This window comes from Pseudomonas mendocina (assembly GCF_900636545.1).
Lineage (GTDB): Bacteria > Pseudomonadota > Gammaproteobacteria > Pseudomonadales > Pseudomonadaceae > Aquipseudomonas > Aquipseudomonas mendocina.
This window is the reverse complement of sequence record NZ_LR134290.1, coordinates 70,146-84,388: the sequence shown is the minus strand read 5'-3', so window position 1 is coordinate 84,388 and position 14,243 is coordinate 70,146. Positions and strand designations below refer to the sequence as shown.

General features: G+C 63.9%; 16 protein-coding genes. 9 read left to right on the top strand and 7 right to left on the bottom strand.

Going from position 1 to position 14,243, the window contains the following annotated elements; genetic code table 11:
• Positions 1-77: 77 nt before the first annotated feature.
• Genes EL191_RS00360 through EL191_RS00350 form a run of 3 tightly spaced genes read left to right on the top strand, consistent with a single transcriptional unit; the run spans position 78 to position 1,835 of the window.
• A complete protein-coding gene (locus tag EL191_RS00360; protein ID WP_041975704.1) occupies positions 78-710 on the top strand; it encodes an FMN-binding negative transcriptional regulator in 633 nt (210 codons plus the stop codon).
• Between the two features lie 13 nt (positions 711-723).
• Positions 724-1,164, top strand: a complete 441-nt coding sequence (locus EL191_RS00355; RefSeq protein WP_041975702.1) for a GNAT family N-acetyltransferase — start codon at positions 724-726, stop codon at positions 1,162-1,164.
• Positions 1,164-1,835, top strand: a complete 672-nt coding sequence (locus EL191_RS00350; RefSeq protein ID WP_013713218.1) for a GNAT family N-acetyltransferase — start codon at positions 1,164-1,166, stop codon at positions 1,833-1,835. Before EL191_RS00355 ends, EL191_RS00350 begins: the two co-directional genes overlap by 1 nt.
• Here the strand turns inward: EL191_RS00350 and EL191_RS00345 are convergent, their stop codons facing one another.
• Positions 1,836-2,402, bottom strand: a complete 567-nt coding sequence (locus EL191_RS00345) for a C40 family peptidase (RefSeq protein WP_013713217.1) — start codon at positions 2,400-2,402, stop codon at positions 1,836-1,838.
• Positions 2,403-2,607: 205 nt separating this feature from the next.
• Here EL191_RS00345 and choX point away from each other — a divergent pair, with 205 nt between their 5' ends.
• The gene (gene choX, locus EL191_RS00340; protein ID WP_041975700.1) at positions 2,608-3,534 is read left to right on the top strand and encodes a choline ABC transporter substrate-binding protein; all 927 of its coding nucleotides are present in this window, start codon (positions 2,608-2,610) and stop codon (positions 3,532-3,534) included.
• A gap of 232 nt (positions 3,535-3,766) precedes the next feature.
• Here choX and EL191_RS00335 read toward each other — a convergent pair whose 3' ends face one another.
• The 5 genes from EL191_RS00335 to eutB form a co-directional block, all read right to left on the bottom strand.
• Positions 3,767-4,243 carry an Lrp/AsnC family transcriptional regulator gene (locus tag EL191_RS00335; RefSeq protein ID WP_041975698.1) on the bottom strand — a complete coding sequence of 159 codons (477 nt, stop codon included), beginning with the start codon at positions 4,241-4,243 and terminating at the stop codon, positions 3,767-3,769.
• A 107-nt stretch (positions 4,244-4,350) separates the two neighbouring features.
• Positions 4,351-5,352: a N(2)-acetyl-L-2,4-diaminobutanoate deacetylase DoeB gene (gene doeB, locus EL191_RS00330; protein ID WP_041975697.1), complete on the bottom strand. Its 1,002-nt coding sequence runs from the start codon at positions 5,350-5,352 to the stop codon at positions 4,351-4,353.
• Between the two features lie 118 nt (positions 5,353-5,470).
• Positions 5,471-6,661 carry an ectoine hydrolase DoeA gene (gene doeA / locus EL191_RS00325; protein ID WP_041975695.1) on the bottom strand — a complete coding sequence of 397 codons (1,191 nt, stop codon included), beginning with the start codon at positions 6,659-6,661 and terminating at the stop codon, positions 5,471-5,473.
• 57 nt (positions 6,662-6,718) lie between these two features.
• Positions 6,719-7,696 (bottom strand): ectoine utilization protein EutC, encoded by a 978-nt coding sequence (eutC, locus tag EL191_RS00320; protein WP_041975693.1) that lies wholly within the window; start codon positions 7,694-7,696, stop codon positions 6,719-6,721.
• 9 nt (positions 7,697-7,705) lie between these two features.
• A complete protein-coding gene (eutB, locus tag EL191_RS00315; protein ID WP_041975691.1) occupies positions 7,706-8,677 on the bottom strand; it encodes a hydroxyectoine utilization dehydratase EutB in 972 nt (323 codons plus the stop codon).
• Between the two features lie 171 nt (positions 8,678-8,848).
• On the opposite strand from eutB, the gene EL191_RS00310 reads away from it, so the two are divergent.
• Entirely contained in the window at positions 8,849-9,388 is a 540-nt protein-coding gene (locus EL191_RS00310; protein WP_041975688.1) for a hypothetical protein, read from the top strand.
• A 97-nt stretch (positions 9,389-9,485) separates the two neighbouring features.
• On the opposite strand, the gene ehuR is transcribed toward EL191_RS00310, so the two are convergent.
• Complete coding sequence (ehuR, locus tag EL191_RS00305) at positions 9,486-10,883, bottom strand: MocR-like ectoine utilization transcription factor EhuR (RefSeq protein WP_041975686.1); 1,398 nt, start codon at positions 10,881-10,883, stop codon at positions 9,486-9,488.
• A gap of 232 nt (positions 10,884-11,115) precedes the next feature.
• Between ehuR and ehuB the strand changes: the two genes are divergently transcribed.
• From ehuB to ehuA, 4 genes are all read left to right on the top strand, one after another.
• Complete coding sequence (gene ehuB, locus EL191_RS00300; protein WP_013713209.1) at positions 11,116-11,961, top strand: ectoine/hydroxyectoine ABC transporter substrate-binding protein EhuB; 846 nt, start codon at positions 11,116-11,118, stop codon at positions 11,959-11,961.
• A 64-nt stretch (positions 11,962-12,025) separates the two neighbouring features.
• Entirely contained in the window at positions 12,026-12,685 is a 660-nt protein-coding gene (gene ehuC / locus EL191_RS00295) for an ectoine/hydroxyectoine ABC transporter permease subunit EhuC (protein ID WP_041975684.1), read from the top strand.
• Complete coding sequence (gene ehuD, locus EL191_RS00290; RefSeq protein ID WP_041975682.1) at positions 12,682-13,344, top strand: ectoine/hydroxyectoine ABC transporter permease subunit EhuD; 663 nt, start codon at positions 12,682-12,684, stop codon at positions 13,342-13,344. Before ehuC ends, ehuD begins: the two co-directional genes overlap by 4 nt.
• Complete coding sequence (ehuA, locus tag EL191_RS00285; protein ID WP_269471908.1) at positions 13,341-14,165, top strand: ectoine/hydroxyectoine ABC transporter ATP-binding protein EhuA; 825 nt, start codon at positions 13,341-13,343, stop codon at positions 14,163-14,165. Before ehuD ends, ehuA begins: the two co-directional genes overlap by 4 nt.
• Positions 14,166-14,243 lie beyond the last annotated feature (78 nt).

Genomic DNA, 14,243 nt, shown 5'->3' with positions numbered 1-14,243 from the left:
TGAAACTGCCTGCAAATGGATCTTACAGGGAACCAATATCCTGCCTAGCATGAGCTCATCACGCCAGGAGACGCACCATGTACCGCCCCGCAGCCTTCCGCCAGGACGACCTGGCCACCCTGCATGCACAGATCGATGCCAGCGGCTTGGCCGTGCTGACCAGCGCTGGCGAGTTGGGGCTGCAAGCCAGCCACCTGCCACTGTTGCTGGAGCCGGGCGAAGGTGAGTTCGGCACGCTGTACGGCCACTTCGCCCGTGCCAACCCGCACTGGCGCGACCTCGCCAGCGGCGCCGAGGCGCTGGTGGTGTTCAGCGGCCCGGACGCCTACATCCACCCGGGCTGGTACCCGGCCAAGGCCGAGCACGGCAAGGTGGTGCCGACCTGGAACTACATCGCCGTGCACGCCTGGGGCCAGGCCGAGGTGTTCGACGAGCCCGAGCGTCTGCTGCAACTGGTCAGCCGTCTGAGCGATCGCCATGAACGCCAGCAGGCGCAGCCCTGGGCGACAAGCGATGCACCCCGCGAGTATCTCGACGCCATGCTGCGCGCCATCGTCGGCTTCGCACTGCCGATTCGCCGACTGGAGGGCAAATGGAAGCTCGGCCAGAACCGTTCGGCCGCCGATCAGGCTGGCGTACGCGCAGCGCTGAGCGCCTCGCCCGATGCACCCAGCCACGAACTCGCCGCCCGTATGTCCACCCTCGACTGACAGGAACACCGCCATGCTCGAAATCCGCCCTATCAACGCCGACGACCACGCCGCGTGGCTGCCGCTATGGCACGGCTACCAACACTTCTACCAGGCCAATATTCCCAGCGCGACCAGCGCACTGACCTGGCAGCGTTTCCTCGACCCGATCGAACCCATGAATGCCGCACTCGCCTGGATCGATGGCGAAGCCGTCGGCCTGGTGCACTTCATCTACCACCGTAGTTGCTGGACCAAGGGCGACTACTGCTACCTGCAGGACCTGTACGTGGCCGAGAACATTCGTGGCACCGGCATCGGCCGTGCGTTGATCGAGCATGTCTATGCACAGGCGCGGGCAGCCGGCGCCAGCCGCGTACACTGGCTCACTCAGGAAACCAACTACCGCGGTCGCCAGCTCTACGACCGTATCGCCGATCGCACCGGCTTCATCCAGTACAGGAAGCTGTTTTGATGACCCAGGACCTCAGCCACTGGCAACCTCGCCCGCCGCCGGATCAGCGCACGCTGCTGGGCCGTTTCGTACGCCTGGAGGCCCTCGACGCCACACGCCACGGCGATGACCTGTGGGTCGCTCTGCAGGGGCCGGACCCGGCGCTGTGGGACTATCTGCCCTACGGCCCGTTCAACGAACGCAGCGCATTCGATGCCTGGCTCACCGCTAATGCCGGCAGTCGCGACCCGCTGTTCTACACGGTGCTGGAGCAGGGCTCGGGGCGCGCCCTGGGGCTGTTCAGTTACCTGCGCATCACCCCGCAGGACGGTAGCATCGAGATCGGCCACGTGGTCTTCGGGGCGTCGATGCAGCGCACGCCAGGCGCTACCGAGGCGGTTTACTTGCTGGCCCGCCACGCCTTCGATGATCTCGGCTATCGCCGCCTGGAGTGGAAGTGCGACAACGCCAACGCGCGTTCCAGGCGAGCCGCCGAGCGCTTCGGCTTCGTCCACGAAGGGATCTTTCGCCAGCACATGGTGCGCAAGGGCAGAAACCGCGACACCGCCTGGTTCGCCATCATCGACGGCGAATGGGCCATGCGCCGAGAGGCCTTCGAGCGCTGGCTGGCAGCCGACAACTTCGCCGCTGACGGCCAGCAGAAACAGCGCCTGGAAACCTTCAGGGCCTGATCAGGCCGTTGGCACCACGCGCTTGGCCGACTGGAAATGTCGTTGCCAGTAGGCGTTGTTGAGGCGGTCGATACGCACCTTGGTGCCACGGCGTGGCGCATGGACGAAGCGGCCCTCACCGATGTAGATGGCGACGTGATCCACCGAGCGGCTGCGGATACGGAAGAACAGCAGATCGCCCGGCTGCAGGTCGCTGCGTTTCACCGTGGGTGCATCCAGGCGCGACAGGTCTCGGGAAGTACGCGGCAGTTCGAGGTCATCCTGGGTCTTGAAGGCGTACTGCACCAGACCGCTGCAGTCGAAGCCATGGCGCGGGCTGGTGCCACCCCAACGGTAAGGCGTACCCAGTGCACCGAGGGCGCGGTCGATCACTTCCCGAGCGGGTTTGGGCTCGGCCGCTTGCGCAGTGGCGGGTACGGTGTAGACGCGAAAGGTGGCGGAGGCTTGGGTACAAATTCCCAGTAAAAGAGCGCCCCCCAGGCAAAATGACATGAAAAACTTATTCAAACCCAGTGACCCTGGTAACTGGCCTTTGCGCGGAAGCCCTTCCGAATCAAGGCATTGCATCGGAAACGAGCCTCCTGCCCGTCCCGGTGACGGACCGCCTGGAAAAGCCTTTGGTTCATTTTCATGCCAGAAGAGTCGACGAACGGTTTGCCGCAAATCGCTCCGCTTTCCTGCTCAATCGCCGCCAAATGCGCCTCAGCTGTTGAGCCACAAGCCACCGGCCGCTAAGGTCAGGAAGCGACTCATCACCGGAAGGGATTCACTCATGACGCTCAAGACCATCCTCCTCGGCGCCTCGCTGCTGGCCTTCACCTGTGGCGCCCAGGCGCAAGCCGAAAGCGCCAGCTGCAGCATGGTGACCCTCGCCGATCCGGGCTGGAGCGACATCGCGGTCACCAACGGCATCGCCAGCCTGCTGCTCGATGGCCTGGGCTACAAAGCGCAGACGCGCACCCTGGCCGTGCCGATCATCTTCGCCGGGTTGCAGAAAGGGCAGGTCGACGTGTTCCTCGGCAACTGGATGCCGGCCGGCCAGCACGACTACGACCGCTACGTGGCCAGCGGGCAGATCGACAAGGTGGTGGAAAACCTCGGCGGCACCGAATACACCCTGGCCGTGCCGACCTACGCCTATGAAGCCGGCGTGAAGGACTTCAACGACCTCGCCAAATTCGCCGACAAGTTCGGCAAGAAGATCTACGGCATTGGCTCCGGCTCGCCGGCCAACGACTACATCCGCCAGATGATCGCCGGCAACGAGTTCGGCCTGGGCGACTGGCAACTGGTGGAATCCAGCGAGCAGGCGATGCTGGTGCAGGTCGGCCGCGCGGTGAAGCGCGACGAATTCGTGGTGTTCCTCGGCTGGACGCCGCACCCGATGAACGTGCAGTTCGACATGCAGTACCTCAAGGGCGGCGAGAAATTCTTCGGCAGCACCGGCTCGGTCAACACCCTGGCGCGCAAGGGCTATGTGGCCGAATGCCCGAACGTGGGCAAGCTGCTGACCAACCTGAAGTTCACCCAGCAGATGGAAAACACCATCATGGACGACGTGCTTAATCGCAAAGTGGCCAACGCCACGGCGATCAGGAACTGGATCAAGGCCAACCCCGAGGTGCTCGATGGCTGGCTGGAGGGTGTGAAAACCCGTGATGGCGGTGACGGGCTGGCGGCGGTGAAGGCGAAGCTCTAATACCGCACCACAGGGAGAATGTCGGCCGAGCCGCCTCTCGTAGGGTGGGTTAGCGACGCTGAACGCAAATCGATGATGCCCACTATCGTGGCGCGTCGTGTAACCCACCAAGCGATGGCACGTGTTGCTCCGATGGTGGGTTACGCCGCAACCAACAAGGCGAAACGGCCGGTCACTCCGGTAGGCGGCTAACCCACCCCACAGATGTCCGACGCCTCAGGGTTGGCGAACGTCAGTCGTCCAACTCAGCGGGCGCACCCGAGGCGTCCGCCTTGATGGTCTTGGTGACGATGTAGGTGAAATAGCGCTCGATGCCCAGGTCTTCCAGCAGCAACTGGTCGATGAAGCGCTGGTAGTGATCGATATCGCGGGCACGGATCATGGCGATGTAGTCGACACCGCCGCCGGTGGCGTAGCAGAAGCCCACCTCCGGCTCCTCGGCCAGGCGTTGTTCGAAGCGGCGCATATCCTGTGCGGTGTGGCGGGCCAGGGTGATTTCCACCAGCACCTGCTGGCTCCTGAACAGCGCGGCCCAGTCGATCTGCGCGCGGTAGCCCTTGATCAGCCCGGCGCTTTCCAGCTTGCGTACCCGCTCCCAGGCCGGTGTCACCGAGAGGTTGATCGCCTCGGCCAGGGCCGACTTGGTGATCCGCCCATCCTCGGCAAGGATGCGCAGAATCTTCAGGTCATAGCGGTCGAGCTTGTGCATCGGCTTCTCGGTTGACTAAGGGTTTAAAGATGTAGAGGCCAGATCGCGGCTAAAGCCCCTCCCACGAGACACTCAGACTGTGGAAGGGGCTTTAGCCGCGACCGTTTCTAGCCCACCACCTCGGCAATCACGGCGAGGGTATCACCACTTTTTACTAACCCCGGAAAATGCCGCGCAGCGAGCAGGCCACTGCGTTTGGCGCGATATTCGGCAGCCGGCGCGCCGGTACGACGGGCGCTGTGCACGCGGGCGATCACTTCGCCCTTCTCGACCAGCTCGCCGAGATCGCGGCACATCTCCAGCAGGCCATCGTCTTCGCTGGCGACGAAGCAGTCGCCGTCGGGCATATCCAGCATCACCGACTCGCCTGCCTCGATCTCACCCTGCAGCAGGCCGAAGTGGATCAACAGGTTGCGCACGCCGCGCTCGGCGATGGCCAGGCTTTTCGCCGTGCTGCTGCCGCCGCCACCCAGCTCGGTGGTGACGAAGACCTTGCCCTGTTCCTCGGCGGCGGTGTCGTACATGCCCACCGCATCGAGCTCCAGCATGCGCATGCAGTAGGGCGCGGCGAAGGCGCGCATGCCGGCGGCGCAGGCGGCGTCCTGGGCCTTGTCCGGCAGCACGTGACAGGCGGCGAAGGGCAGAAATTCCAGGGTCTTGCCGCCGGAATGGATATCCAGCACCACGTCGGCCATGGGCAGCAGGCTGCGCTGGAAGTAATCGGCGATCTTCTGCGTCACCGTGCCGTCCGGCTTGCCGGGGAAGCTGCGGTTGAGATTGCCCTGGTCGATCGGCGAGGTGCGGGTGCCGGCCTGCACGGCCGGGGTGTTCATGAACGGCACGATGATCACCCGGCCAGTGACGTCCTCGGCGCGCAGGCGCTGGGCCAGCTTGCTCAGCGCCAGCGGGCCTTCGTACTCGTCGCCATGGTTGCCACCGGTAAGCAGCGCGGTGGGGCCGCTGCCGTTCTTCACCACGGTGAGCGGGATCATCACCGCACCCCAGGCCGAATCGTCACGGGAATAGGGCAGCTTGAGGAAGCCGTGCTGTACGCCGTCACGGTCGAAATCGACCGTGGGGCTGATGGGGTTGTCGCGCAGTTGGGTCATGGTCGGGCCTTCAAGATGGAGCTCATTGTGGGAGGGGCTTTAGCCGCGACTGGAAAACTTCGCGGCTAAAGCGGATCACCGCCCGGCCGCTCCTACAGGTGGAGCGGCAGCCACAGGATCAGTCCTTCACGAACAGTTTGCGCGGCACGTCGCAGAAGGTTTCCACGCCGCTGTCGGTGATCAGGATCGACTCGGTGATCTCCAGGCCCCAGTCGTCCAGCCACAGGCCGGGCATGAAGTGGAAGGTCATCCCCGGCTGCAGCACGCTCTCGTCGCTCGGGCGCAGGCTCATGGTGCGCTCGCCCCAGTCCGGTGGATAACTGATACCGATGGGGTAGCCGCAGCGGCTGTCTTTGTGGATGCCGAACTTCTCCAGCACCTTGAAGAAGGCGCGGGCGATATCGCCGGTGGTATTGCCCGGCTTGGCTGCTTCCAGGCCGGCGGCGATGCCTTCGACCACAGCCTTCTCGCCGTCGAGGAAATGCTGCGGCGGCTTGCCCAGGTAGATGGTGCGCGACAGCGGGCAGTGATAGCGCTTGTAGCAACCGGCGATCTCGAAGAAGGTACCGGCGCCGCTGATCATCGGCGAGTCGTCCCAGGTCAGGTGCGGCGCGCTGGCATCGGCGCCGGTGGGCAGCAGCGGGACGATGGCCGGATAGTCGCCGCCATGGCCGTCTGCACCGAGGATGCCGGTGCGGTAGATCTCGGCCACCAGCTCGTTCTTGCGCAGGCCCGGCTCGATCTTGTCGAAGATCGCCGCGTGCATCTGCTCGACGATCTTCGCCGCGACGCGCATGTAGCTGATCTCGGTGGGCGACTTGATCGCCCGCTGCCAGTTGACCAGCGCAGTCGAATCGACGAAACGCGCGTTCGGCAGGTTGCGCTGCAGCGAGCCATAGGCGGCGGCGCTGAAGTAGTAGTTATCCAGTTCGACGCCGATGCAGAGCCTGTCCCAGCCACGGGCGTCGATGACCTCCTTGGACAGGTAGTCCATCGGGTGGCGCTCGGTGGACTGCACGTAGTGGTCGGGGTAGCCGACGATATTGCTCGGCTGCATGAACACCGTGCGCTTGGCGCCGTTGGCGTCCTGGCCGCGACCGTACCAGACCGGCTCGCCATCGAGCGCCAGCAGCACGCACTGGTGCACGTAGAACGACCAGCCGTCATAACCGGTGAGCCAGGCCATGTTGGACGGATCGGTGACGATCAGCAGCTCGATGCCCCTGGCCTGCATGGCGTTGCGCGTCTTGGCCAGGCGCTGGGCATATTCCTCCCGGCTGAAGGGGAGGTTGACGACGATTTCGGACATTGCGTTGCCCTCGTGATGGAACGGTTATTCAGGCGCGGCGTGCCGCGCCCGCAGGTTTCAGGAATCGAAACTGAGGCCTTTGCCGGCCGCGACGGCGCGCTGGTAGGCAAGACTGGCGATGGCGGTGTCCTGAGCGCCGGTGCCGGTCAGGTCGCACAGGGTGATCTGCTCGGGCGCGGTGCGACCGGGACGCTGGCCGGCGATGACCTGGCCGAGCTCGGCGAAGTCATCCTCGGCATGCACCAGGCCGGCGGCGATGGCGTGATTGAGCTCACCAAGCACGCGGGTCTGGCTCAGGCGATCCGCCACGTAGGCATCGACCCGCGCCAGTACGGCCGGAGCGATTTCGTTCTTGTGCTCGGCATCCGAACCCATGGCAGTGATATGCAGGCCGGAGCGCAGGTGCTGCGGCTGGATCAGCGGCTCGCGACTGGGCGTGGTGGTGATGGCGATATCGGCACCATCGAGCGCCGCGTCGACGCTGTCCACGGCGCGTGCATCATTCAGTTCGGCAGCCATGGCCTGGGCCTTGGCGGGATCACGCGCCCAGATACGCACCTCGCGCACCTCGCGCACCAGACGCAGGGCCTGCAGCTGCAGGCGCGCCTGCTCGCCAGCACCGAGGATGGCGACCACCTTGGCATCTTCGCGGGCCAGCCATTTGGCGGCGATAGCGCCGGCGGCGGCAGTGCGCACGGCAGTGAGGTAGCCGTTGTCCAGCAGCAGCGCATCGGCCAGGCCGGTCTGTGCCGAGAACAGCATCATCAGGCCATTGAGGCTGGGCAGGCCAAGCTTGGGGTTGTCGAAGAAACCGGGGCTGACCTTGATCGCGAAGTGCGCCACTCCGGGCAGGTAAGCGGTCTTCACGTCCACCTCGCCGTTATGCTCGGGCACGTCCAGACGCAGGATCGGCGGCATCGCCACGGCGGCAGTGGCCAGCAGGCGGAAGGCGTTTTCCACCACTGCCAGGCTGTCGGTGTCGAGGCCGACGCAGTCGCGCAGGTCGGCCTGGTTGAGAATCAGGGTCTTGGCCATGGGGACTCCTCAGGCGTCGGCGCCGTTGAGCACGCGCAGGTGCTGATCGATATCGATATTGCGGCCGCTGATCACCACCACCACCGGGCCACGCGGTTCGATCAGGCCATCGAGCAGAGCGGCGATGCCGACCGCTGCGGCGCCCTCGACCACCAGCCTTTCTTCGCGGTAGGCGTGGCGGATGCCACGGGCGATGGACGCCTCGTCGAGCAAATGAACCTCGTCGCACAGCTCGCGGGTGATGGAATAGGTAAAGCGGTTATCCAGACCGATACCGCCGCCGAGGGAATCGGCCAGGGTTGGCAGTTCCTCTACCTCGACCGGTTCGCCGGCCTCGAGGCTGGCATGCATGGCGGCGCCCAGCTGCATGCTGATGCCATGGGTGCGAATCGCCGGACTGGCCGCGTTGATCGCCAGCGCCACGCCCGCGAACAGGCCGCCACCCGACAACGGCACCAGCACTTCGCAAACGTCGGGGCACTGCTCGAGAATCTCCAGGCCCAGGCTGCCCTGGCCGGCGATCACATGCGGATGGTCGAACGGCGGGATAAATGCGGCGCCCTGTTCGCGGGCGATACGCAGCGCTTCCAGCTGGGCGTCGTCCTGGCTGCGACCGCTGATCACCACCTCGGCGCCCAGTTCACGAATGGCGCGCACCTTGTTCTGCGGCACCAGCTCGGAGAGGCAGACGATGGCCTTCACGCCCTGCTGCGCGGCGGCGAAGGCCAGCGCCCGGCCATGGTTACCGGTGGAGGCCGTGACCACGCCGAGGCGTTTGCGCTCGGCATCCAGTTGCGCCACAGCATTGCTCGCACCACGCAGCTTGAAGCTGCCAGTGGCCTGCTGCGATTCCAGCTTCAACCACACCGGCACGCCGGCCAGGCGACTCAGGCTCGGCGAGTGCTCCAGCGGCGTCTGGCGCACCAGGCCGGCGATACGCTGGCGGGCCTTGAGTAGATCGTCGGCGGTGATGGAAGACATGGCGCACGTTCCGTGAAGGTGTGCGGCCGAGTGTATGAGCGGGAAATTGAGCGGCTGAATGTACTAGGACGATTTTTTATCTGGCTTGTGAGTGAGCAGGTAGGTGTTCCTTTTTGCCCGGTGTATTTTTCCAATACCTGCTGTCGATCTGCTCGTCAGGAAATGCACTGCATGGATAAATACCAAACCACCCTCAGTCACGCGAAAGCCTACCTCCAAGATATGCGCAGGTCGCAGTTTGACCCTGTTGAGTTCGGCCGCCATTTCAGTGCTTGCCTCTCCAGTTCAAGGGCAGCTGTGCAGTACGCATTCAGTGACGCGAAGCAATTAAAAACTGATAAAGCGCTGCAGCAACTGTGCAATGAGTACACCTACATCGTCGCGTTCAAAGGCATTCGTGGCCACTCTGAGCATGTGGGGCCAGTACCAACTGAAAGCCGTTTGATAGAGCGTGAGTACGATATTGTAGTGGCCAAAGAAGGATCAGAAGTCGACCACTCGCGCTGGCAAGAGACTGATTTTGATCCTTGGCCTAAGGTTGAGGTGCTAGCTTCAGGCACCATGAGGAACATGGACTACCAGCTAATTGCCGCGGACCTGGCCAAGTATGGTTTGAGCAATGAATACAATTTGATTGGTCACTGCGGCGCTCACATCGATTCAATCGAAAGGATGTTGGTTAAAGCTCGTGAGCAAGGCCTAATCCCCTAAATCGCTACATGTTCGGCCAGCCGAAAAGACTCAACTACACGCGCAAGAGCTCAGGTTTTTCTACTGCTCTCAATCCTCGAAATGGCCAACCGCCCACTCAAAAATCATGCACCTTCGGGTACTGCTCGAAGACGTCACGCACGATCTGCACGCCCTGGCGCATCTTCGCTTCGCTGCATTCGGCGCCGACGCACAGGCGCACCGCTCGCGGACGCGGCATGCCGGGCGGAACGAACGGGTCGGGCAGAGTCAGCGCGACATTGCGCCGGCGTAGTTCGCGCAGGAGGCCATCGGTCTCCCAGCCTTCGGGCACACGCAGCCAGCTGTTGAGCGAATAGGGGTGGTTGCCGATCAGGTGTTCGCCCAGCTCCTGCTCCACCAACGCCTGCCGGTTGGCCAGCAATTGCCGCTGCAACTGCACCAGATCTTCGGCCTCGCCGGAGTCGATCCAGCGCGTGGCGATCTCCCCGAGCAGCGAAGGCGCCATCCAGCTGTTGACCCGCAGGATGCTCTCGGTGCGCAGGGCCAGGCGTTTGGGCATCACTAGGTAACCGATGCGCAGACCGGTGAGCACCGACTTGGTCATGCTGGTGCAATAGAACGACAGCTCCGGCGCGTAGTGACTCAGTGGCCGCGTGGCCTGCTGGCCGGCAAGCAGCGGGCCGTAGACGTCGTCCTCGATGATGTACACGCCATAGCGGCGGGCGATCTCGGCGATCTCGCGGCGGCGCTCGTCGGGCATCAGCGCGCTGGTCGGGTTGTTCAGGTTGGGCGTACAAACCAAAGCGGTGATTCGTTCGTTACCGCACATGTCCTCGAAATGCTCGGGGTTCAGGCCGTAGCGATCCATCTCCAGGCCCTTGAGGGTGAAGCCGAGCACCTGCGAGCTGCCGATGGCGCCGTGGTCGGTCAGGCCTTCGCAGAGCACCACGTCATCCGGACCGGCCAGGGTAGCCAGGGCGAGGAAAATACCGTGGGCGGCGCCGCTGGTCAGCAGCACGTCCTCGATGCCCACGTTCATGCCCAGACGCGCCAGCCAGCGCACCGCGGCCTCGCGCTGGTGCTGCATGCCGGCAATCGGGCGGAAGGCGTGAATCCACGGCTGATCCGGCTCCTGCGCCAGCTCCAGACAGGTCTGCCGCCACAGACGATCGTGGGCGTCGGTGTGCAGGATGCGTGCATTGGAAAAGTCCATCAGCGCCTGCTCGCTGCTATCGAGCATGCTGGTGGCCACGCGCTCGCTGGTGCGCCGCGAGACGAAGCTGCCACGGCCCACCTCACAACGCACGCGGCCCTGGCGCTCCAACTCCTTGTAGGCATTGGTCACGGTCTGCACGCTGATGCCCAGCGCATCTGAAACCTGACGTTGCGGTGGCAACCGTTGACCGTCGATCAGGGTACCCTGTTCGATGTCGGCGGCGACCGCCTGAACCAGCAGCTTGTATTTCGATTCGCCCGGGCGAGCGTTGGCCAAGGCCTTCTTCCAGTTGTGCATCGATGGCTCTCTCCGGCGACGAGGCCCCAGCATCCCGCGAGCAGCCTTGCGATTCAATTGTCCTAGTGCAATGCCGCAGCGAAAAAAGCCTTTGTATGCTCGGACCATGGGTGGAAACAGACCTTTAACAACACCACCCGACGCACAGCGCGTCACCAACGCTCTTGATTTACCTGCCTCCTAGCACAGCACGCCGCCATTGGCGGACTACAAGAAACAGGAGAACACCACGATGAGCAGCGTTATTCCCTCCCGACTCGGCCACCTCGCACTGGCCTCCGTACTGATCGCCGGTTTTGCTACCGGCACCCAGGCGTCCACGCTGGACAAGGTCAAGGACAGCAGCAGCGTACGCATCGGTTACGCCAACGAAACGCCGTTCGCCTATACCGCCCTCGACGGCAGCGTCACCGGCGAGTCGCCAGAAATCGTCAAGAAGATCTTCGAGCGCATGGGCGTGGAGAAGATCAACCCGGTGCTCACCGAATGGGGCTCCTTGATCCCCGGCCTGCGCGCCAGCCGCTTCGACCTGATCGCCGCCGGCATGTACATCACTCCCGAACGCTGCAAGCAGGTGCTGTTCACCGACCCGCACTACCAGTTGCCCGATACGCTGCTGACCAAGGCCGGTAACCCGAAGAACCTGCACAGCTACGAAGACATCGCCAAGAGCGGCGCCAAGTTGGCGATCATGTCCGGCACGGTGAACCTGGGCTATGCCCGTAACGCCGGCATCAGCGACGACCAGATCCTCCAGGTGCCGGACACTACCGCGCAGTTGCAGGCCGTGCGCGCCGGTCGCGCCGATGCCGCGGTCGGCACTCAGCTGACCATGAAGGGCCTGGCCGACAAGGGCGGCGACAGCGTCGAAGCCATCAGCGAGTTCAAGGACGATCCGGCCCACACCGGCTACGGCGCCCTGGCCTTCCGCCCGGAAGACAAGGAGCTGCGTGATGCGGTCAATGCCCAATTGAAGGAATGGATCGGCAGCGAGGATCACCTGGCCACGGTCAAGCCCTTCGGTTTCGACCAGTCCAACATCACCGACAAGACCGCCGCCGAACTCTGCGGCCAGTAATGAACGGATCAAGCCGCGCACTTCGGTGCGTGGCGCGCTTGCGTCCATCGAGCGGTAGACATTCATGACCGATCTTCTTCCCCTGCTGCTGCAAGGCGCCTGGGTCACCGTGCAAGTCACCTTCTGGGGCTCGCTGCTGGCCATCGTCTCGGCAGTGATCGCCGCCCTGGGCCGGCTGTCGCCCATCGCCCCACTGCGCTGGCTGGCGATCACCTATATCGAAATCTTTCGCGGCACTTCGCTGCTGGTGCAGCTGTTCTGGCTGTACTTCGTGCTGCCGATGCCGCCGTTCAACGTCGAGATGAGCGCCTTCACCGTGGCCGTCGTCGGCCTCGGCCTGCACATCGGCGCCTATGGCGCGGAAGTGATGCGCGGCGCCATCCGCTCGGTGGCCAAGGGTCAGTACGAGGCCTGCACGGCGCTGAACATGCGACCGTCGAAACGCTTCATGCGCATCATCCTGCCGCAGGCACTGCTGGCAGCGATCCCGCCCGGCACCAACCTGCTGATCGAACTGCTGAAGAACACCTCGCTGGTCTCGCTGATCACCCTGTCCGACCTGGCCTTCCGCGCCCGCCAGCTGGACCAGGCGACCTTCATGACCCTGGAGATCTTCGCCCTGACCCTGCTGCTGTATTTCGTCATGGCCCAGGTGATCAACCTCGGCATGCGCCTGCTGGAAAAACGCCTGAGCCGTGGCCGGATGCGCGGAGGCTTGCAATGAATTTCTTCGACTGGGATTTCGCCCTGAGCATCCTCCCGGACCTGCTCAAGGCCTCGCTCAATACCCTGCTGATCACCTTCGCCGGCTTCGCCATCGCCATCGTCGCCGGCCTGCTGCTGGCCATCGCCAGACGCAGCAAGCACCTGTGGCTGTCCTGGCCGGTGGCCGGGCTGATCGAGTTCATCCGCAGCACACCGCTGCTGATCCAGGTGTACTTCCTGTTCTACGTATTCCCCAACTACGGGCTGAACCTCACTGCGCTGCAGGCGGGCATCCTTGGTATCGCCCTGCACTACGCCTGCTACACCGCCGAGGTGTACCGCGCCGGCCTCGACGCGGTGCCACGCGGCCAGTGGGAGGCGGTGACGGCATTGAACATGTCGCCGCTGTCGGCCTACCGGCAGATCATCCTGCCGCAGGCGCTGAGGCCGATCCTGCCAGCGCTGGGCAACTACCTGGTGGCCATGCTCAAGGACACCCCGGTGCTGTCGGCGATCACCGTGGTGGAAATCATGCAACAAGCCAAGAACATCGGCTCGGAGAGCTTCCGCTACCTCGAGCCCATCACCATGGTCGGCATCTTCTTCCTGCTGCTCAGCCTGGCCCTGGCCTGGTGCGTGCGGCGCATGGAGGATCGCCTGGAGGTCTCTGCCCGATGACTGCATTTCTCAACTCGACCGCTGCTGCAGGGAGTTCCTCCATGGCCCAGCCTATCGTCCGCTTCACCGACGTGACCAAGCGTTACGGCAACCTGACCGTACTCAACAAGCTCAATCTGGATGTCGCTCCCGGCGAGAAGGTGGCGATCATCGGCCCCAGCGGCTCAGGCAAGTCGACCCTGCTGCGTGCGTTGATGACCCTGGAGAGCATTGATGAAGGCGTGATCAGCGTCGATGACCAGCCGCTGACCCACATGCCCGGTCGCGACGGTCATCTGGTTCCGGCCAGCGCCAGCCACCAGCGCAAGGTGCGCGGCAAGATCGGCATGGTGTTCCAGAGCTTCAACCTGTTCCCGCATATGTGCGCCTTGCAGAACGTCATCGAGGCGCCGGTTCAGGTACTCGGCATGAGTAAGAAGGAAGCCACCGAACGCGCCGAGCAGCTGCTGGCGATGGTCGGCCTTGGTGAGAAACTGCGCCACTTCCCCTCGCAGCTATCCGGCGGGCAGCAGCAGCGCGTGGCCATCGCCCGCGCCCTGGCGATGCGGCCGAAGGTGATGCTGTTCGACGAGGTGACCTCAGCGCTCGACCCCGAGCTATGCGGCGAAGTGCTCAACGTGATCCGCCGTCTCGGCAGCGAGCACAACCTGACCATGCTGATGGTTACCCACCAGATGGGCTTCGCCCGCGAGTTCGCCGACCGCGTGTGCTTCTTCCACCAGGGCTGCATTCATGAGCAAGGTACACCGGAGAAACTGTTCGGCAACCCGCAGCAGGAGCGCACGCAGGCCTTTCTCAGTGCAGTGAACGAGGCGCACTGAGGCGACCGAATGTAGATCTGTGGGAGGCACTTCAGCGGCGACGGGGTAGCAAGGCTGTCGCAGCTATCAGAGCGCTCT

Coding starts and splice junctions, on each gene's coding strand:
- doeB (WP_041975697.1), bottom strand. CDS start 5,352: ATGACCCAACTGCGCGACAACCCCATCAGCCCCACGGTCGATTTCGAC.
- EL191_RS00335 (WP_041975698.1), bottom strand. CDS start 4,243: ATGCACAAGCTCGACCGCTATGACCTGAAGATTCTGCGCATCCTTGCC.
- EL191_RS00355 (WP_041975702.1), top strand. CDS start 724: ATGCTCGAAATCCGCCCTATCAACGCCGACGACCACGCCGCGTGGCTG.
- eutC (WP_041975693.1), bottom strand. CDS start 7,696: ATGGCCAAGACCCTGATTCTCAACCAGGCCGACCTGCGCGACTGCGTC.
- ehuR (WP_041975686.1), bottom strand. CDS start 10,883: ATGCACAACTGGAAGAAGGCCTTGGCCAACGCTCGCCCGGGCGAATCG.
- ehuC (WP_041975684.1), top strand. CDS start 12,026: ATGACCGATCTTCTTCCCCTGCTGCTGCAAGGCGCCTGGGTCACCGTG.
- EL191_RS00345 (WP_013713217.1), bottom strand. CDS start 2,402: ATGCAATGCCTTGATTCGGAAGGGCTTCCGCGCAAAGGCCAGTTACCA.
- choX (WP_041975700.1), top strand. CDS start 2,608: ATGACGCTCAAGACCATCCTCCTCGGCGCCTCGCTGCTGGCCTTCACC.
- ehuB (WP_013713209.1), top strand. CDS start 11,116: ATGAGCAGCGTTATTCCCTCCCGACTCGGCCACCTCGCACTGGCCTCC.
- ehuA (WP_269471908.1), top strand. CDS start 13,341: ATGACTGCATTTCTCAACTCGACCGCTGCTGCAGGGAGTTCCTCCATG.
- EL191_RS00350 (WP_013713218.1), top strand. CDS start 1,164: ATGACCCAGGACCTCAGCCACTGGCAACCTCGCCCGCCGCCGGATCAG.
- doeA (WP_041975695.1), bottom strand. CDS start 6,661: ATGTCCGAAATCGTCGTCAACCTCCCCTTCAGCCGGGAGGAATATGCC.
- eutB (WP_041975691.1), bottom strand. CDS start 8,677: ATGTCTTCCATCACCGCCGACGATCTACTCAAGGCCCGCCAGCGTATC.
- ehuD (WP_041975682.1), top strand. CDS start 12,682: ATGAATTTCTTCGACTGGGATTTCGCCCTGAGCATCCTCCCGGACCTG.
- EL191_RS00310 (WP_041975688.1), top strand. CDS start 8,849: ATGGATAAATACCAAACCACCCTCAGTCACGCGAAAGCCTACCTCCAA.
- EL191_RS00360 (WP_041975704.1), top strand. CDS start 78: ATGTACCGCCCCGCAGCCTTCCGCCAGGACGACCTGGCCACCCTGCAT.